Source organism: Paraburkholderia tropica, assembly GCF_014171495.1.
Taxonomy (GTDB): domain Bacteria; phylum Pseudomonadota; class Gammaproteobacteria; order Burkholderiales; family Burkholderiaceae; genus Paraburkholderia; species Paraburkholderia tropica.
Genome location: NZ_CP049134.1, coordinates 371,582 through 389,916, shown reverse-complemented (window position 1 = coordinate 389,916; position 18,335 = coordinate 371,582). Strand labels below are relative to the sequence as shown.

Sequence of the window (18,335 nt, the reverse complement as noted above, 5' to 3'; positions counted from 1 at the left end):
GTGCCCGAAGACACGCCGCAAATCGCCCTACATCCTCGGGCGGCGCTGCGCGCGCCGCCCGGCTCACACCCCGCTCAGCGCGTGCGAACGCACGCTTACTTCGCGGAGATCTCCACGCGCCGGTTGGGCGCGAGACACGCCACCACCGCCGGCGTCGCCGTCTTGCCCGGACACGACTTGACCGGATTCGACGCCCCGCGCCCGTTGATCTCGAAACGCTGCGCCTTCACGCCTTGTGCCTGCATCTCGCGCATCACCGCCGCCGCACGCTGATTCGAGAGGCGATCGTTATGCGCCGCCGAACCGAAACGGTCCGTGTAACCGGTGATGCCGACCACGCCCAGCACCGCGCCCGACTCGCGCCACTGCTGCGCGAGCAAGGCGACCTGACGATGGCCTTCGGGCTTGAGCACGGCGCTGTCGAAATCGAACAGCGCGTCGGCCGACAGCGAGACCGGCTTCACGACCGGCGCGACCACCGGCACAACGACAGCCGGAGCGGGCGGCGGCACGCACTGATCAAGCTCGCCGTTCACCTTCTGCGCGAGTTTCTGCGCGCGCTCGATCGCGTCCCAGCCGTGCACCCAGCGCGTGCCATGCGTTTCGTCCTGTTCCTTCCAGGCTTCGTCGGTGAGCGCGCGCAGACGGCCCGCGTCCTCGCCCTTGCACGGCGACTGATCGGCGCGCTGGTTGGTGCGCTCGATCTCCTGCAAGGCCTTCACCCACTTCTCGCGCGTCTCGACGGGCGGCCAGTTCTTCTGGCCGTAGACCGGCTGAAACGGCACGCTGCCGTCGATATAGTGGCGCCCGTTGTTGAGCGCGCGCGCCGCCGCATCGTTGTAGACCTTCGAGACGAGCACATGGCTGTCCTGACGATCCGCGATTTCCAGCCAGCCTTCGGCCAGACCGCGCTGATACGGATCGGCGAGACGTTGCGCGGCGGGCATGAGCGCTTCGGCGTCGCTGCCTACGCCGGCAAACGCCGGAGCGCTCGACAACGCGGACAACGCCGTGGCCAGCGCGCCACATAGCAATAGTTTCTTCATGACTTCAATCTCCGTGCCCGCCACGGCTTCCCGTGGCGGGCCTGGTTAGCGCTCCGCTCAGAAGCCGAACGTTGCACCGACCGATGCGCCCGTGCTGCCGCCGGCGCCCGTCGAACGCGCGACGTGCGCGTTCAGCAGGAGACGGTCGCTGACGTACCAGTTCGCACCGAGCGCCAGCGCGCTTTCACCGCCGTACGTACCCGCCGCGACGGCCATCTGGAAGTTGCCTTCCGCCCGCGCGTTCGGGATCAGCGACGACGCCGCCATGGCCGCCGCACCCAGCGAGTTCATCTCGCGACGAACCTGACCGATCTGCTGGTTGGTGTACGCGTTGGCTTGCTGCACGCCTTGCGCCACCGCCTGCGTCGTGTACGACTGGGCATTGAGCACCGCATCGTTCAACTGGCTCACGTTGACGGCGTCGGTGCCTTGCGTACCGGCCTTCACGTTGACGATCTGACGTTCGCCGCCTGCCGAACCGACCGACACGGTGTTGTCGCGATCGGCCACCGAACCGGCGCCGAGTGCGACTGCACCTTCCGCGCTCGCCGTCGAGTTCGCGCCCAGAGCCGACGAGTTTTTGCCCGTGGCCTGCGAGGCTGCGCCCATCGCCGTCGAGTTTTCGCCGCTGGCCAGCGAGTTGGCGCCGCCCGCCGTGGCGTGCGTGCCGCTCGCCTTGGCGGCTTCGGTGTTGCGATCGCCGCTTGCCGTGAACATCGGATCCGTGGCGTTTTCCGCCATGTTCTGCACCGCCGAGATCGCCGCGTTCATCTGACCGACGTTCACTGCGTCCGAATCCTCCACACCGGCTGCGAGGTTGTGCAGCGCCACCGCGTTGCTCGCGCCCGAACCGCCCAGCGTGACCGAGTCGTGCGCCGTCGAGTCGTACGAAACCACGTCGGCCATCTGGCCTTGCAGCGTCGTCACCGAGCCCTGGAGGTTGGTCACATCGCCTTGAAGCGTGTTGACGTTACCTTGCAGCGTGGTGAAGTTGCCTTGCAGCGTCGTCACCGTGCCCGCCAGATTCGACACGCTCATGTTGGTCGCGTAAAGCTGCGAGCCATTCACCGCGTCGACGCTCGTTGCGTTCACCGCACCCGCCGCGACACCCGTCAGCACGCGGTTGCCCTTCGTGCCGGCGAAGCTCACGAGCTGACCGTCCGTGTCCTTCGCGACCGTGATGTTGCGCGAGGCCGCATCCTGCTGCACCAGACCGATCGAGCCGTTGTCGAGCTCGTTCGCGATGTTCGTCACGCGGCCGTCGATGTTCGTCAGCGAGTCGCCGACGTTGTTGTACGTCGAGCCGCCGATCTTGTACGTCGGCTTTGTGATCGAACCGTCCGCGTTCACCGTCGAATCGCCGCCCAGCGCATCGGCGGTGCTGCTGCCGAGTGCGTAGAGTTGCGAACCGTTCACCGCGTCGAAGCTCGATGCCGAGACTTCGCCATCCTTCACGTTATGCAACGCCACCGGCGCACTCGCGTCCGCGCCGCCCAGCGACACCGAATCGTGCGACGTCGAGTCGTACATCACCGCGTCAGCGAGCTGACCGTTGATGTTCGTGATGCTGCCCGCGATGTTGCTCACGTCGCCTTGAAGCGTCGTCACGTCACCGGCCAGGTTCGAGACGGTCGAGTTCGTCGCGTACAACTGCGAACCGTTCACCGCGTCCGTGCTCGTCGACGACAGCGTACCTGCCGCCACGTTCGTCAGCTTGACGTTCGTGCTTGCGCCCACGCCACCCAGCGTCACCGAGTTATGCGACGACGAGTCGTACAGCACCGCATCAGCCAGCTTGCCGTTGATGTTCGTGATCTGGCCTTGCAGCGTCGTCACCGCACCTTGCACGTTGCTGATGCTCGTCGTGTTCGCCGTCACCTGCGTGTTGGTCGCGTACAGCTGCGAGCCATTCACCGCATCCGTGCTCGTCGACGACAGCGTACCTGCTGCCACGTTCGTCAGCTTGACGTTCGTGCTCGCGCCCACGCCGCCCAGCGTCACCGAGTTGTGCGACGACGAGTCGTACAGCACCGCATCAGCGAGCTTGCCGTTGATGTTCGTGATGTTGCCCGCGAGGTTGCTCACGTCGCCTTGCAGCGTCGTGACGTTACCTTGCAGCGTCGTCACAGCACCTTGCACATTGCTGATGCTCGTCGTGTTCGCCGTCACCTGCGTGTTGGTCGCGTACAGCTGCGAGCCATTCACCGCATCCGTGCTCGTACCCGATACGCGACCTGCCGCGACGTTCGTCACCTGACGCTCGGCACCCGCCGCGCCCACGCTGACCACACCGGTCGGCGTTGCACCGGCATACGTGAACTTCTGACCGCCGATCACGCCATTCGCCGTACCGACAGCAGCCGCCGTCGTCGCGCCGTTGCCGAGCGCCACCGAGTTGGAAACCGACGCATTCGCACCGTTACCGATCGCGATCGCATTCGCCGCGCCAGCCGAAGCCACCGGCCCAATCGCCGTCGAGTTCGCCCCCGTCGCAGCCGAATCGGCCAGCGTCGAGTTCGTGTGGAAATACTTGATGCCACCGCCGTTCACGATGTTGTTGACGGTGTTGTTGACGTTGTTGATGTTGTTGACGTTGTTGATGTTGTTGACCGCACCGCCCACGTTCGTGAGCGCGCTGCCGACGTCGTTGAACGTCGAGCCGTTCACGACATACGTCGGGTTCGAGATCGAACCATCCGATTTCACCGCTGCGCCGCCGCCGAGCGCGCTGGCCGTGGAGCTTGCCAGGCCATAGAGCTGCGAGCCGTTCACCGCATCGGTGCTGGTCGAATTGACTGCGCCGGCCGCGACGTTGACGACCTGACGCTCCGCGCCGGCCGAGCCGACGGAGACCGAATTGGCGCGGTTCGCGAGCGAGCCGTCACCCAGTGCGACAGCGCCGCTGGCCGACACCGACGCGTTTTGACCCAGCGCCGTGCCGCCGCCCATGGCCGTCGATTTGGCGCCCGCGCCAACGAGCGTCGCGCCCGAGTACTGCGAGCTCGTATTCGCGCCGAGCGCCGTGCTGTTGGTGCCGAACATGCTTGCGCCGTCGCCGATCACAATCGAGCTGTCGCCCATGATGCTCGACGTGCCGCCGTCGTTCTTGATCTTCGCGTTGCGGCCGATCACGATGACGCCGGAGCCCTTGTTCGCATTCGTCGCGTTCTCGCCGATCACGATGTTGCCGTCGGCGGTCGACGTGGAGCCGCTCACGGCGTTGTAGCCCAGCGCGATGCTGTTCGTGCCTTGCGCGGTGCTCACCTGGCCAATCGCAATCGCGCCCGCAACGGTGCTTTTCGCGCCCTGGCCCATTGCAATCGCGTTGTCCGCCGAGGCGTTCGCCGACGTGCCCATCGCGATCGCACTGACGCCTGCCGCCTTGGCGAGATTGCCCATCGCGTTGGCGTAGTCGCCGGATGCTGCCGCGCCATTGCCGAGCGCGACTGCGCTCGTACCCGCAGCCGACGCCACCGGCCCAATCGCCGTTGCGTTCGTACCCGTCGCCGACGAATCGGCCAGCGTCGAGTTCGTGTGGAAATACTTGAGGCCCGTGCTGCCGTTCACGATGTTGTTCACCGTGTTCGAAACGTTCGACACGTTGGCGTTCGTCGCGTACAGCTGCGAACCGTTCACCGCATCCGTGCTCGTCGACGAGAGCGTGCCTGCCGCCACGTTCGTCAGCTTGACGTTCGTGCTCGCGCCAACGCCACCCAGCGTCACCGAGTTATGCGACGACGAGTCGTACAACACCGCATCAGCGAGCTTGCCGTTGATGTTCGTGATCTGGCCTTGCAGCGTCGTGACATTGCCCTGAAGCGTCGTCACCGCGCCTTGCACGTTGCTGATGCTCGTCGTGTTCGCCGTCACCTGCGTGTTGGTCGCGTAAAGCTGCGAGCCATTCACCGCATCCGTGCTCGTCGACGTCACGCGACCTGCCGCGACGTTCGTCACCTGACGCTCGGCACCTGCCGCGCCCACGCTCACCACACCGGTCGGCGTTGCACCCGCATACGTGAACGTCTGACCACCGATCACGCCACTGCCCGTGCCGACAGCAGCAGCCGTCGTCGCGCCGTTACCCAGCGCCACCGAGTTGGTGGTACCGGCAGTGGCCAAGCTACCGATGGCTACCGAATTATTTGCGCTGGCAGTCGCCGCCGTGCCAAACGCGGCGGCATTCGCGCCGCTGGCTTTCGCAAGCGTACCGGTGGCGGTGGCGTAGCTACCGCTCGCCATCGAGCTCGCGCCAATCGAGACAGCACGCGCACCGGCGGCCGTGGCATTTACACCGAGTGCTGTCGATGCGTCGCCCTGAGAAAGGGCAAGGCTGCCAAGTGCCGTAGAAAAATCGCCGCTCGCGGACGCGCCCTGACCAATGGCCGTGCTTTGACCGTTAGCCGTGCCTGTCGAATACGCATAGCTGCCAGCGCCAAGCGCCATCGAAGCCGGTCCGACGACCGTCGCATTTGCACCAATCACCACGGCATTGGGCGCTGCGCTGCTAGCCCCATTGCCGATGGCAATGTCGTTGCCGCCGCCCGCAAAAGCGGCCGGACCAATCGCCGTCGAGTTCGCGCCCGTCGCCGACGAATCGGCCAGCGTCGAGTTCGTGTGGAAATACTTGATGCCACCGCCGTTTGCGATGTTGTTGACGGTGCTGTTGATGTTGTTGACCGCGCCGCTCAGGTTCGTGATCGCGCCGCCGACGTTGTTGAACGTCGAGCCGTTCGTGACATAAGTCGGGTTCGAGATCGAGCCGTCCGGATTCACCGCTGCGCCGCCGCCGAGCGCGCTGGCCGTGGAGCTGGCCACGCCATAGAGCTGCGAGCCGTTCACCGCATCGGTGCTGGTCGGATTGACTGCGCCGGCCGCCACGTTGACGACCTGACGCTCCGCGCCGGCCGAGCCGACGGAGACCGAATTGGCGCGGTTCGCGAGCGAGCCGCTACCCAGCGCGACCGCGTTGCTGCCCGATACCGACGCGTTTTGACCCAGCGCCGTGCCGCCGCCCATCACCGACGAACTCGCGCCCGCGCCGACGAGCGTCGCGCCTGAATACACCGAACTCGTGTTCGCGCCGATCGCGGTGCTGTTGGTGCCGAAGATGCTTGCGCCGTCGCCGATCACGGTCGAGCTGTCGCCCATGATGCTCGGCGTGCCGCCGTCGGGCCGGAGCTTCGCATTGCGGCCGATCACGATGACGCCGGAGCCCTTGTTCGCATTCGTCGCGTTCTCGCCGATCACGATGTTGCCGTCGGCGGTCGACGTGGAGCCGCTCACGGCGTTGTAGCCCAGCGCAATGCTGTTCGTGCCTTGCGCGGTGCTCACCTGGCCAATCGCAATCGCGCCCGCGACGGTGCTTTTCGCGCTCGAACCGATTGCAATCGCGTTGTCGATTGCTGCGTTCGCGCTATTGCCCATTGCGAGCGCGTTTGACCCGGCTGCGTTCGCGCTACTGCCCATTGCGAGCGCGTTTGACCCCGCTGCGTTCGCGCTATTGCCCATTGCGAGCGCGCTTGACCCCGCTGCGTTCGCGGCTCTGCCCACTGCAACGGAGTTCAGCCCCCCTGCGTTTGCGGTGGGGCCGAACGCCGTGCTCCACGAACCGCCCGCCGTGGTTTTGTAGCCCATGGCGCTCGACACGCCATTGGCATATGAAAGCGTACCGATTGCCGAGCCCGAGTTATTGCCATCGTCTCCCGAAACCGTTGCGCTGTTGCCGATCGCCGTCCCGTTTGCGATGGCGTTGGCGTTCAACCCCATCGCCACGGCATTGCCAGCCGCCGCTGCCGATGTGCCAATCGCGACGGCGTTCATCCCCGACGTTGTCGCGCTGTAGCCCAGCGCGACGCTGTTCACGCCTTGCGCGGTCGCCGTCCCGCCTATCGCAATCCCGCCGGCGTTGGTACTGTTGGCTGAGCCGCCCAATGCAAGGCCGTTGCTCCCCGAAGCAAGGGCACTGTCACCCATCGCCACGCTGGACGCTCCCGTTGCAACTGAGGCGCGGCCGAGCGCCACCGAATAGTCACCGCTGGCAGTGGCAACGAAACCCAAGGCGGTAGAGCGGTTGCCGCTTGCGGTACTGCGCACGCCCACCACGGTACCGCCGGTCTGCGAGGCGGTGCTGGACGCGCCAATCACAATCGAGGATGAGTAGGAGGCAGATGCGCTGGCCCCAATGACCACGTTGGAGTTGGCGGGGTTGCCACCGCAGTCGTTGCCCGGATCGCTCACCGCACCCGCCCCGATCACCACGCCACCGGTCTGGGGCGTTTTCGCCCCGTAACCGATAGCGATGGCGTTGTTGCCAAGCGCACCGGCGCTTGCACCCAGAGCGACCGAACCGGAACCAGTGGCGCTCGCACTGCACCCTTCCGCCAGCGCGCTCGCGCCAGGGGCCGAGGCCGCCGTGCCCGCTGCACAGTTATCGGCAATCACGGCGACGCCGCCGCTATCCGAAATCGTTCCCGCCGCGTGCGCGGAAAGCGACAGGCTGCCCAGCACGCCCGCGGTCACCAGCGACGAAGCGGCCGCGGACACCTTCGTCCGCGACTTGCTCTTGCCGCGCCCCTTCGCGGTTTCCTGCACCGCCGTCCACGTGCCCGTGGATTCGTTCCAAACCGATCTATATGCCTTGTTCATTTTGCAATCCTTAATAATTCCCTTGTTCCCGTGGCCTGATCTCGTCGAGCCCCGGCGTCAATTCAGTTCCGGCCTGCGCTTGCTGGCGACCATGAGGGTCGACTTGCCAGGCGAAGCGCTCTTGTTCCAGCGGCGCGCGCACAGGAACGTGGGCGCGCCGGTTATCTGCACGTCAATGGTGGTCGGCGTGTGCCGCCCGTCGGCTGCTCCTCTGGCCTGTGAGGGCGCGCAACAGCGGCACGGCCGCCGTTACCGGTTCATCCGCACGGCGCACCTCGCATCGACCTGGAATTGTTCAAGCGAGACCGTGACGAATCGCTCCCTGCGAACGCAGACGTGCTCGCGCACGCGAGAATCGACATTCTCACGGCGCGAAAAATGGTGATTTTCATGACAGAACCCGTCCAGACTCCTGCAGATCGGTTCTACCGATCGCTACGAGCGCGAGAGCGCCCCGGTCAGCGGGCCGCGTGGGCGGCCCAACCAGGTGTCGTGACGATGCTTGCCGTCACGACGCCAGCGGATCGAGGCACGATGCAGTCAGCTGCACGGCGCGCCGCCTGAAGGCCAGGCAGCGGGAAATTTGCGGCGTTTAACATCCGGGCATCGCAAATTCCACATCGACAATGCCATGTTAAGAACTGACGGGGATGCGACGAATCAGACGGTTCTTAAAATCTGAGTGAGCGATCTGACGTTTTCTGAATATTTATGTGTGTCAGATCGAAAAACCGAGAGGCGAACGGTTCGAATACCGAACCGTTCGCCTGAACGCATCAACGGCAGGCGTTGATCGCGTCGCGCGTCTTTTCAGCAGCCGTTGCAGCCGCTTGCGCGTAGTCCTCGCCCTTGCTCGCGAAAATGATCGCGCGCGACGAGTTGATCAGCATGCCGGTGCCGTTGGCGCTGCGACCGGCCTTGACGGTCGCTTCCACGTCGCCGCCTTGTGCGCCGATACCCGGAATCAGCAGCGGCATGTCGCCGACGATGCCGCGCACGATCTCGATTTCCTTCGGGAACGTTGCGCCCACAACCAGACCGAGTTCGCCGCTCGCGTTCCACTTGTTCGCGGCGAGGTCGGCCACGACCTGGTAGACCGGCTTGCCGTCGACGGTGAGGAATTGCAGATCGGAGCCGCCGGGGTTCGAGGTACGGCACAGCACGATCACGCCCTTGCCCGCGTGCGCGAGGTAGGGCTCGATCGAGTCGAAGCCCATGTACGGGTTGACCGTCACGGCGTCCGCCTTGAAGCGCTCGAAGGCTTCGCGGGCGTACTGCTCCGCCGTGCTGCCGATGTCGCCGCGCTTGGCGTCGAGAATCACCGGCAGGCCCGGATGCTTCTCGTGGATGTGCGCGATCAGCGCTTCGAGCTGGTCTTCGGCGCGATTCGAGGCGAAATAGGCGATCTGGGGCTTGAACGAGCACGCGTAGGGCGCGGTTGCGTCGACGATATCGCGGCAGAATTCGAAGATCGCGTCGCTGCGGCCGGCCAGCGCGGCCGGGAACTTCGCGGGCTCGGGATCGAGGCCGACGCACAGCAGCGAGCCGGTGCGCTGCCAGGCGGCGGCGAGGTCTTGGGTGAACGAGGTCATGATGGATCGGGCGGCGAGCCCGGTGCAGGGAAAAGGGAAACAGGGGAAACGGCGCGTATTTTAACCGGCTTGCCGGACGGCTTCCCGACAAGGCGCACGCGGCTTCGGCAAGCGCCGGGAAGCGGCGCCGGGCGCAAGCCGCCGGCGGCGAAGCGGCGAAACGCCGGCCAACGAGCAGTTGGCCACCAAGAGGCGCTTACGGGCCGCGACGCAATGATCGGAGGAAACGCCGCGAGGCCGGGCGCGCCGCCGCCGGATTGGCCGTAGGCGTCGCCGAACCCCGCCGGGTTCAGCCGGTCTTCAGGCCACCGTCAGGCCACCGTCAGGCCACCTTCATGCCCCCTGCGTGCGCGCCCGGCCGCCCTTCGGCCCGCGCGCGCCGGTCCGGCCCCGCGCGCCCGAGCGATGCGGGCTGGCCGCCGCGCGCAGGTCCATCCGCTCGACCGTGAAGCTGAACCGCCGCGCGAGGCGCTCGCCCGGCGCGAGGACGGTCATGCCGTGCGCGCCGCCGCCGCCCGCCAGATTGACCGCGTTGATCGGGTGATCGACGGGCTCGAAGCAGAAGAAGTTTTCGCCCGGCGGCGTGTAGAGCACGTAATAGTCCGTGTTCGCGCAGATCGACAGCGACAGGCGGCGGCGCTCCCAGACCACGGCCGCGCGTCCGCTCCAGCCGCTGAACGCGTGATTCACCATCTGCTCGGGCAGCGGATACGCCACGCCGAACTGCCAGGCGGGCGGCGCGGGCACGTGGCGCACCGGCAGCCAGTCGGCGCCCGAGAGCCACAGGCCGCTTGCAGGCGCGGAGAGTTCGGTGCTCGCGTCGCGCGCGAGGAACGGATGGACGCCCAGCCCGAACGGCAGCGCCTCGCGGCCCACGTTCTCCACTTCGAGCGACATCGCGAGCGTCGGGCCGTCCAGCGCGTAGGTGAGCGCCGCGCGATACGCGTAAGGCTCGCCATCGCTGCGGTCGAGCACGAGACGCACGTGCTCGCGCTCGGCGCTCTCGACGCTCCAGTTCGCCAGCCAGCCGTCGCCGTGAATCGGCAGCGCCTCGCTCGCGCGGTTGCGGGCGATTTCGACGTCGCGGCCGCCGAACTGGAAGCGCCCGGCGGCGATGCGGTTCGAATACGGCAGCAGCGGATAGCACGCCAGTTCGTTCGGGTCCATGCGCGCGCTCACCTGCTCGCAGCGGCGGAACACGGGTTCGAGCGCGCCTTCGCTGCGCCAGTCGAAGCGCGTGATGCCGCCGCCCAGTTGCGGCGCGACGTCCAGACGGAGATAGGCGTTGATGAGGCTGACGCAGGCCACGTCGCCCGTGCCGGCCGCGCCGATGGCCACGGCGGACGTGCTCGGCCCCGGCATGACGGGATGCGTGGTCGCTTCCAGCCGCGCGCGGCGCGCGGCGGCGGGCGAACCGGCGGCGGGCGGCGATGCGGCGGGGTCGGCCTTGCCGGAGGCAAGCGGCGACCGGGAAGCGTTACGGGAACGAGCTGTTGGACGCAAAGCGGAATTCGCGACGCTCATGAGCGGCTCCTCGAGAGGCATGATGGATCGCCGCCCAGGATGGCGGCGCATTGGCGGCCTGCCGGTCGCATCGCCACGACGGTCCTTCAGCGCGCTTCGATCGCCGCGCGCTGCCTGCGTCGTGTGACGGCCGCTTCTTGTTCAAGTCCTGCTGAATCGTGCTGATACGTGCTGATTCGTGCTGCCTTGTACAGCTAGCACCTTAGAGACGGCGGCGGTTTGGCGCCACACCGACGCGCATCCGCGCCGCTCTTTTGCGCCTTTTTGTTGTCTCGCTACAACGCAGGCCTCGCTCGAAAACGATTCCGCGCTGCGCTCATGTCGCTCAAGCGAACGCGTCGGCGAGCACGCCCTCACACGCCGAACGATCGTTCGCTTTCCTTACCGTTTACCCTGGACACCGTCCTGGATGCCACCCAGAAAGCGCGGCTCGGCAAGCCCCGTCCGGCCCGTTTGCGCCACGAACACGCCGCCCGCGTGCGGTTCGCGCGCCAGCGTGTCGCTGTCGAGGCCGTCGCGCGCGCTCGTCACATACAGCGTCGAATAGCCTTCGCCGCCGAGCGTCACGCAGGTCGGCTGCGCCGTAGGCACGCGGATGCGCTCGGTTTCCACGCCATCCGGGCCGTAGCGCACGACACATTCGCCCGCCCACTGCGCGTTCCAGAGGCCGCCTTCGCTGTCGACCGTCGAACCGTCCGGCTCGCCTTCGTGCGACGGCACCTGCACAAAGAGCCGATCGTTTGCAATCGTTCCATCGGCGCCGTAATTGCAGGCGCGAATCTCGCGCGTGAACGAATCGGCGTAATACATCGTGCCGCCGTCGGGACTGAAGCCGATGCTGTTCGAAATCGCCGCCACCGGCAGCGGCAGTTTCTCCAGCGTGAGATCGTGATTGAGCCGATAAAAGCCGCCGATCTTTTCGAACGGCTTGCGCTCGTACTTCGTGCCGAACACGAAGCGGCCCTGACGGTCGCAACGGCCGTCGTTCAGACGCGTCGGCAGATCGGGTTCCACGTCGACGATCGGCGTGATCTCGCCCGTGCGCAGATCGAAGAACGCAAGCCGCGAGGCGAGCCCGATCAGCAATGTGTCCGCGTCTTCGCAAAGCGCGAAGCACGCGAGACGCTCGGGCATCGGCCAGACGCGATGCGAACCGTCGGCCGTGTCGTAACGCGCCAGGCTCGCGCCTTCGATATCGTTCCAGTAGAGCCGCCCGCTGCGCGAGCACCACGTTGCGCCTTCGCCGAGCGCGTTCTGCGCGTGCACCAGCAGTTCGGCGACGTCGCCCCGCGCCGGTTGAAGCTGATCGCTCATGCCCAGCCTCCGTCCACCACGATGTCCTGCGAAGTGATCATGCGGCTGTCGTCGGCGGCCAGAAAGAGCGCCATGCGCGCGAGGTCTTCGGGCAGCAGTTCGGCGTCGATGCACTGGCCGCGCTTGATCGCCTCGCGGCCTTCGTCGGTGAGCCACAGGTCGCGCTGCTTTTGCGTCATCACCCAGCCCGGCACCAGCGAATTCACGCGAATGCCGTACTGGCCGAGATCCTTCGCGAGCCCGCGCGTGAGCCCCTGCACCGCCGACTTGCTCATCACGTAGACGGGATAGTCGGCGTTCTTGAGCATCCAGCTGATCGAACCCAGATTGATGATCGAGCCGCGCCCCGCCGCTTTCATGTCCTCGGCGACGGCCTGCGCCGCGAACAGTTGATGACGCACGTTCACGGCGATGCCCGCGTCGAAGAACTCGGGCGTGACCTCCGCGAGCGTGTGACGCTTGTCGTTCGCGGCGTTGTTCACGAGCACCTCGATCGGACCGAGCGCGGCCTTCACGTCGGCGATGGCGGCGCGCAGCGCGGCGATATCGGTGAGATCGACGCGCGCGAACAGCGGCTTGTGACGCGAGTCGCCGAGTTCGTCGGCGAGCGCTTCGCCCGCCGTCGCGTCGATATCGAAGAACGCCACGCGCGCGCCCTGGGCCGCGAAGTGCTCGACGAACGACGCGCCGATGCCGGTCGCGCCGCCCGTGATCAACACGACGCGGTCCGCAAGGCTCGGATAACGCGCGAAGTTTTCATGCGCGTGGCGCGCGACGGCATTGGCGGGTGAAGACATACGTTGAGCTTCCTGGTTTTTTGAGTCGTGGCCGCGGGCTTAATCGCGCGCGCCGCGGTTCTTCAACTGGTCGAGCAGCACCGCCGCGAGCAGGATCGCGCCGCGCACGAGGTACTGATAGAACGCGTCGATGTTGAGCAGGTTCATCACGTTCTCGACCGTGCCCATGATCAGCACGCCGATCACCACGCCCGAGATCGTCGCGCGGCCGCCCAGCAGCGACACGCCGCCCAGCACGCACGCCGAGATCACGTTCAGCTCGAAACCTTCGGCCGCGTTCGGCTGACCCGAGGTGATGCGCGCGGCGAGAATCACGCCCGCCAGCGCCGTCACCGCGCCCTGAATCAGGAAGATCCACACGCGCGTGCGCTCGACCTTGATGCCCGCGAGCCGCGACGCTTCCGGATTGCCGCCGATGGCGAGCGTGTTGCGCCCGTATACGGTCTGATTGAGCATCACGCCGAACACGATAAAGCAGAACAGCGTGACCCAGATCGGCAGTTGCACGCCGAAGAAGGCCATCGTGCCCATCGCGATGAACGTATCCGACGACACGCCCACAGCCTGGCCATGCGAAACGATGAAGCCCAGGCCGCGCACGATTTCCATCGTCGCGAGCGTGGTGATCAGCGCGTTGATGCGCAGATACGCAATGACCGCGCCGTTCACGAAGCCGATCGCCGCGCCCGCCGCCACCGCCGCGACGATCGCGATGAAGGTGTTGTTGGTCGCGTTGAGCACCATCGCGCAGAGCACGCCCGCGAACGCCACGGTCGAGCCCACGGAGAGGTCGAAGTCGCGCGAGGCGAGGCAGAACATCATCGTGCAGGCCACCATGCCGATCTGCGAGATCGACAACGCAAGACCCAGCATGTTCTCGATCGAGAAGAAGTGATCGACGGTCAGCGACATCGTGATGAACATGACCGCGAAAATCACGATCAGGCTGTACTCGGTGATCTGCTGCCACCACTTCTGCTTGTCGCTGGTCTTCGGGATCAGCGCGTCGGCGGCGCTGTGCGCCACGCTCTTCGCTGCGTCGGCGGCTTCGGCCGCAAGATTGTCTCGTTGCATTTGCATCACTCCTTCCCCATCATGCGGCGCGACGCTGCGCGCCTTGCGGCAGCGCGAGGTCCAGCACCGCGTGTTCGCTCGCCGCGCTGCGCGGCAACTCGCCCGAAATCCGGCCTTCGCGCATCACCACGATGCGGTCCGACACGCCGAGCACTTCAGGCAATTCCGATGACACCATCACGATCGCGCAGCCGCGCTGGGCAAGCTGATAGATCACGTTGTAGATTTCGTGCTTCGCGCCCACGTCGATGCCGCGCGTGGGTTCGTCGAGAATCACGACCTTCAGGTCCGGCTCCGCGAGCCAGCGCGACAGAATCGCTTTCTGCTGATTGCCGCCCGAGAGAAAACGGATCTTCTGGCGGCGGCTCGGCGTCTTGATCTTCAGCAGCTTGATGAAGCGGTCCGCCGTTTCGGCCTCTTTCTTGCGGTCGAGGAACATGCCCGCGCGCAGGAAATGGCGGCGGCAACTGATGTTGATGTTCTCCGACACCGTGGCCATCGCGACGATGCCCTGCTCCTTGCGATCCTCCGGACACAGCACGATGCCGTTGCGAATCGCGTCGCTCGCGCTCTTCACGCTGATGCGCTTGCCGTCGAGTTCGATCTCGCCCGCCTTGCGCTTGTGCGTGCCGTAGACGAGCTGCATCAGTTCGCTGCGGCCCGCGCCCACCAGACCGAAGAAGCCGAGAATCTCGCCCGATTTCACCTCGAAGCTGGCCGCCTCGTTGAGCGGATGCCCTTCGATGCCGCGCACCGCGAGGCGCACGTTGCCGTGCTCGCGCGGCGTGTAGTTGTAGATGTCGCTGATCTCGCGGCCCACCATTTCCGCCACGAGCGTTTCGCGCTTCACCTCGTCGAGCTTCTCGTGCGAGGCGACCTTGCGGCCGTCGCGGAAGATCGTGCAGGCGTTGCACAGCTCGTAGATCTCGTCCATGCGGTGCGAGATGTAGATGAGCGCGCGATTGTCGGCGCGCAGTTCACGCACGAGCTTGAACAGCACTTCGGTCTCGCGGTGCGAGAGCGAACTCGTGGGTTCGTCGAGCGCGATCACGCGCGCATTGCGCAGCAGCGCCTTGCAGATTTCCACCATCTGGCGCTGCGCGATCGAGAGCTTGCGCAGCTTCGCGGCCGGATCGAGATCCACGCCCATCGACGCAAGACGCTCGCGCACGAACTTGCGCGCCTCGCCGCGCTTCACCCAGCCGAGCGCATTGGGCAGCGCGCCCAGCAGCAGATTCTCCGCGACCGTGAGGTCGGGCACGTATTGCAGTTCCTGGTGAATCACGGCGATGCCCGAACCGATCGAGGCCGCGGCATCCGCGAACTTCACTTCGTTGCCATCGACGAGAATGCGGCCCGAATCGGGCTGATATTCGCCGCCAAGAATCTTCAGGAGCGTGGACTTGCCCGCTCCGTTTTCGCCCATCAGGCCGTGCACTTCGCCGGCGTTCACCTCGAACGACACGCCGTCGAGCGCGCGCACGCCTGGGAACACCTTGCCGATATTGTCAAAACGCAGTGTCGCTGACACGTCGGTTTCCTCTCATTCGATACGCTGCGGGCACGGCGGCCGGATCCATCCTCGGACCGGCCGCCGCCCCGCAGCGGGAAACACCTCAAAACCCTACGATCAGGCGCTTACTTCGACGCGAGACCCATCTGCTGACGCACGCTTTCCACGTTGTCGCGCGTGGCCAGCATGCCGGTCGTCAGCGTGAGCTTCGGCGGTTCCTTGCCTTGCGTGATCCACGCGTACATCAGTTCCGAGGTTTCCTCGCCGTGACGCTTCGGGCTGATGATGACGGTGCCGTAGAAGCCCGTCGGTTGCGGCTTCTTGAACTCGTTGAGCGCCGAATCCGAACCGCCGATGCCGATGCCGATCATGTTGTCGGCCTTGAAGCCGCGGCCTTCCGCTGCGCGCACGGCGCCGAGCACGGCTTCGTCGTTCAGGCCGTAAGCGACCCAGTGCTTGAACTGCGGGTTCTTCGTCAGCGCGATGTTGGCGGCGTTGAAGGCGTTTTCCGTGTCGGTCTTGGCTTGCGGCGCGGCGATGATGTTCGCCTTCGGGAAGCCCGCGGCCACCAGTGCGTCGGTCGCGCCGGCCGTGCGGTCGTGCGCCGTCGGCAACTGCTCGTAGGTCACGTCGATCGCGCCGACGTCCTTCATGTCCCAGCCGCGCTTCTTGATTTCGGCGGCGATGCCGTCACCGACCTGCTTGCCGATGTTGTAGGCCGAAATGCCCATGTGCGGCACCGACTCGATCGGCTTGCCCGCGCCGTCGACGAGGCGGTCGTCGACCGTCATCATCTTGAGGCCGTCGGCCTTGGCCTTGGCGACGATGCCCGGTCCGAGCTTCACGTCAGGCGTGCAGATGATGAAGCCCTGGGCCTTTTGCGCAGCCAGGTTGTCGATCGCGCTCATCACCTTTTCGCCCGAGGGCGCGCCGATCTTCACCAGCGTGAAGCCCTTTTCCTTCGCGGCCGCTTCCGCGAACTTCCATTCGTCCTGGAACCAGGGTTCTTCGGGCTGCTTCACGAGAAAGCCGATCTTGACCGGATCGGCGGCTTGCGCGACGGGCATATGAGCGAGCACGGCCGTGGTCGCGGTGGCGATCAGCGTGAGGAAAATCCTGCGTTGCATGGTGTCAGTCTCCTGTCTTCTTCAGTCACGGGAAGGGTAGCGGCCGCTTGTTTTCGTCCGTCCGCTCGCGCGCGCGGCCAGCGCTGCGGCGAATGTCCTGCGTTTTTCTTTTTGCCTTCGTGCTGCGTTTTTTTACTGCTGCCTTCTCTTCTTCGTTATTGCTTTTTTTGTTCGTCGTTACTGCGTTACTGCGGATTCGTTACTGCGGATTCATTCGTGATGCAGCGCCGTGCGCCCGCCGTCGATGGTGATGCAGCTCGCGTTGATGAACGGCGCTTCGTCGGACGCGAGAAACACGGCCGTCATCGCCACTTCCTCGGGCTTGCCGATGCGCTTCATCGGCGGCAGTTCGAGCGTCGCGCGGCGCGCCGCGTCGGGATCGGGCTGCGCGTTCCACCAGTCGTGCGTCAGTTGCGTCTCGATGTAGCCGGGCGCGATCGCGTTCACGCGCACGTTCTTCGGCGCGTATTCGATGCCGAGCGCACGCGTGAGGCCGATCACGCCGTGCTTGGCGACCGGATACGGGAAGCAGCCCGGAATGATCTGAAACGCGTGTGTCGAGGCGATGTTGACGATGCTGCCCGCGCGGCGCTCGACCATGCCTGGCAGCACGGCGCGGCATCCGTTCCAGACGCCGTCGAGGTCGACGGCGAAACAACGGCGCCAGTCGTCGTCGGTCATCGTCAGCGGATCGGCGAACACGTTGATGCCGGCGTTGTTCACGAGCACGTCGACGGGACCGAACGTGCGCTCCGCTTCGCTCACGGCCGACTGGACCGAGGCCGATTGCGTGACGTCGGTTTTGACGGCGAGCACGCGCGCGTTCGCGTATGCAGCGGCGATGTCTTTGGCCGTGGCCTGCGCCGTGTCCAGATCCAGCTCCGCGAGCACGACGGCCGCGCCCTCGGCGACGAACGCGCGCGCGATCGCCGCGCCAATGCCGCGTCCGGCGCCGGTCACGAGCGCAACCTTGCCCGCGAGACGATTCATGCCTTTGCTCCCTGCGCCTTGGCGGTTTCGCGCCAGCCCGCGATGAACGCGAGCGCGTTGGCGCGCGTGGCCGCCACGTCCTGGCCCGGCTTGTAGAGCGCCGAGCCGAGGCCGAAGCCGCTCGCGCCCGCCGCGAGTTGCGGGCCCATGTTGTCGGGCTTCACGCCGCCCACGGGCAGCAGCGGCACGATCGCCGGAATCACCGCGCGCCACGCCTTCGTGACGTCGGGGCCGAGTTGTTCGGCGGGGAACATCTTGAGGCCGTCCGCGCCGTGCTTGAGCGCGGCGAACGCTTCGGTCGGCGTGGCGACGCCCGGCACGCACGCGAGACCTTGCAGCTTCGCGGCGAGGATCACGTCGGTGTCGGCGTGCGGCATCACGATCAGTTCGCCGCCCGCGGCTTTCACGTCGCGCACGCGCTCGGTCGTGAGCACGGTGCCCGCGCCGATCAGCGCATCCGCCGGCAGCGTGGCGCGCAGCGCGGCGATGCTCTCCAGCGGCGACGGCGAATTCAGCGGCACCTCGATGATCCGGAAACCCGCTTCATAGATCGCGCGGCCATGTTCGGCGGCTTCGGCGGGCTTGATGCCGCGCACGATCGCGACCATGCGGCACGCGGCGAACGCGGCCACGAAGCCCGCGTGCGGCGTGTAGGGAGCGGGCAGGTTCAGTTCGGGTTGCATGACGGGTCCTGTTCGTGTGTTCGGTGCTTG

General features: G+C 66.1%; 11 protein-coding genes. All 11 read right to left on the bottom strand.

The window, feature by feature from the left end; translation table 11 throughout:
* Positions 1-95 precede the first annotated feature (95 nt).
* The 11 genes from G5S35_RS01790 to G5S35_RS01740 all read right to left on the bottom strand — a co-directional run bounded on the left by G5S35_RS01790 (position 96) and on the right by G5S35_RS01740 (position 18,305).
* Positions 96-1,046 carry an OmpA family protein gene (locus G5S35_RS01790; protein WP_074981515.1) on the bottom strand — a complete coding sequence of 317 codons (951 nt, stop codon included), beginning with the start codon at positions 1,044-1,046 and terminating at the stop codon, positions 96-98.
* 57 nt (positions 1,047-1,103) lie between these two features.
* On the bottom strand, positions 1,104-7,691 hold the full coding sequence (locus G5S35_RS01785; protein ID WP_183038511.1) for an ESPR-type extended signal peptide-containing protein: 6,588 nt from the start codon (positions 7,689-7,691) through the stop codon (positions 1,104-1,106).
* Positions 7,692-8,467: 776 nt separating this feature from the next.
* Positions 8,468-9,283, bottom strand: a complete 816-nt coding sequence (gene pyrF / locus G5S35_RS01780) for an orotidine-5'-phosphate decarboxylase (RefSeq protein ID WP_065063119.1) — start codon at positions 9,281-9,283, stop codon at positions 8,468-8,470.
* Positions 9,284-9,616: 333 nt separating this feature from the next.
* Entirely contained in the window at positions 9,617-10,807 is a 1,191-nt protein-coding gene (locus tag G5S35_RS01775; RefSeq protein WP_183038510.1) for an aldose 1-epimerase, read from the bottom strand.
* 381 nt (positions 10,808-11,188) lie between these two features.
* The gene (locus tag G5S35_RS01770) at positions 11,189-12,121 is read right to left on the bottom strand and encodes an SMP-30/gluconolactonase/LRE family protein (protein WP_183038509.1); all 933 of its coding nucleotides are present in this window, start codon (positions 12,119-12,121) and stop codon (positions 11,189-11,191) included.
* Positions 12,118-12,918 carry an SDR family NAD(P)-dependent oxidoreductase gene (locus G5S35_RS01765; protein WP_183038508.1) on the bottom strand — a complete coding sequence of 267 codons (801 nt, stop codon included), beginning with the start codon at positions 12,916-12,918 and terminating at the stop codon, positions 12,118-12,120. Before G5S35_RS01765 ends, G5S35_RS01770 begins: the two co-directional genes overlap by 4 nt.
* A gap of 39 nt (positions 12,919-12,957) precedes the next feature.
* Positions 12,958-13,998: an L-arabinose ABC transporter permease AraH gene (araH, locus tag G5S35_RS01760; RefSeq protein WP_074981509.1), complete on the bottom strand. Its 1,041-nt coding sequence runs from the start codon at positions 13,996-13,998 to the stop codon at positions 12,958-12,960.
* Between the two features lie 13 nt (positions 13,999-14,011).
* Positions 14,012-15,523 carry an L-arabinose ABC transporter ATP-binding protein AraG gene (gene araG / locus G5S35_RS01755; RefSeq protein ID WP_065063111.1) on the bottom strand — a complete coding sequence of 504 codons (1,512 nt, stop codon included), beginning with the start codon at positions 15,521-15,523 and terminating at the stop codon, positions 14,012-14,014.
* A 107-nt stretch (positions 15,524-15,630) separates the two neighbouring features.
* Positions 15,631-16,632 (bottom strand): arabinose ABC transporter substrate-binding protein, encoded by a 1,002-nt coding sequence (locus G5S35_RS01750; RefSeq protein ID WP_183038507.1) that lies wholly within the window; start codon positions 16,630-16,632, stop codon positions 15,631-15,633.
* Positions 16,633-16,842: 210 nt separating this feature from the next.
* Positions 16,843-17,622: an SDR family oxidoreductase gene (locus G5S35_RS01745; RefSeq protein ID WP_065063107.1), complete on the bottom strand. Its 780-nt coding sequence runs from the start codon at positions 17,620-17,622 to the stop codon at positions 16,843-16,845.
* Positions 17,619-18,305, bottom strand: a complete 687-nt coding sequence (locus G5S35_RS01740; protein WP_065063105.1) for a 2-dehydro-3-deoxy-6-phosphogalactonate aldolase — start codon at positions 18,303-18,305, stop codon at positions 17,619-17,621. The genes G5S35_RS01745 and G5S35_RS01740 overlap by 4 nt, the downstream gene beginning before the upstream one ends.
* Between the last annotated feature and the right edge of the window lie 30 nt (positions 18,306-18,335).

Bases quoted from the DNA above. Each gene is read 5' to 3' on its own strand.
- G5S35_RS01790 (WP_074981515.1), bottom strand. From the start codon at position 1,046: ATGAAGAAACTATTGCTATGTGGCGCGCTGGCCACGGCGTTGTCCGCG.
- G5S35_RS01785 (WP_183038511.1), bottom strand. From the start codon at position 7,691: ATGAACAAGGCATATAGATCGGTTTGGAACGAATCCACGGGCACGTGG.
- pyrF (WP_065063119.1), bottom strand. From the start codon at position 9,283: ATGACCTCGTTCACCCAAGACCTCGCCGCCGCCTGGCAGCGCACCGGC.
- G5S35_RS01775 (WP_183038510.1), bottom strand. From the start codon at position 10,807: ATGAGCGTCGCGAATTCCGCTTTGCGTCCAACAGCTCGTTCCCGTAAC.
- G5S35_RS01770 (WP_183038509.1), bottom strand. From the start codon at position 12,121: ATGAGCGATCAGCTTCAACCGGCGCGGGGCGACGTCGCCGAACTGCTG.
- G5S35_RS01765 (WP_183038508.1), bottom strand. From the start codon at position 12,918: ATGTCTTCACCCGCCAATGCCGTCGCGCGCCACGCGCATGAAAACTTC.
- araH (WP_074981509.1), bottom strand. From the start codon at position 13,998: ATGCAAATGCAACGAGACAATCTTGCGGCCGAAGCCGCCGACGCAGCG.
- G5S35_RS01750 (WP_183038507.1), bottom strand. From the start codon at position 16,632: ATGCAACGCAGGATTTTCCTCACGCTGATCGCCACCGCGACCACGGCC.
- G5S35_RS01745 (WP_065063107.1), bottom strand. From the start codon at position 17,622: ATGAATCGTCTCGCGGGCAAGGTTGCGCTCGTGACCGGCGCCGGACGC.
- G5S35_RS01740 (WP_065063105.1), bottom strand. From the start codon at position 18,305: ATGCAACCCGAACTGAACCTGCCCGCTCCCTACACGCCGCACGCGGGC.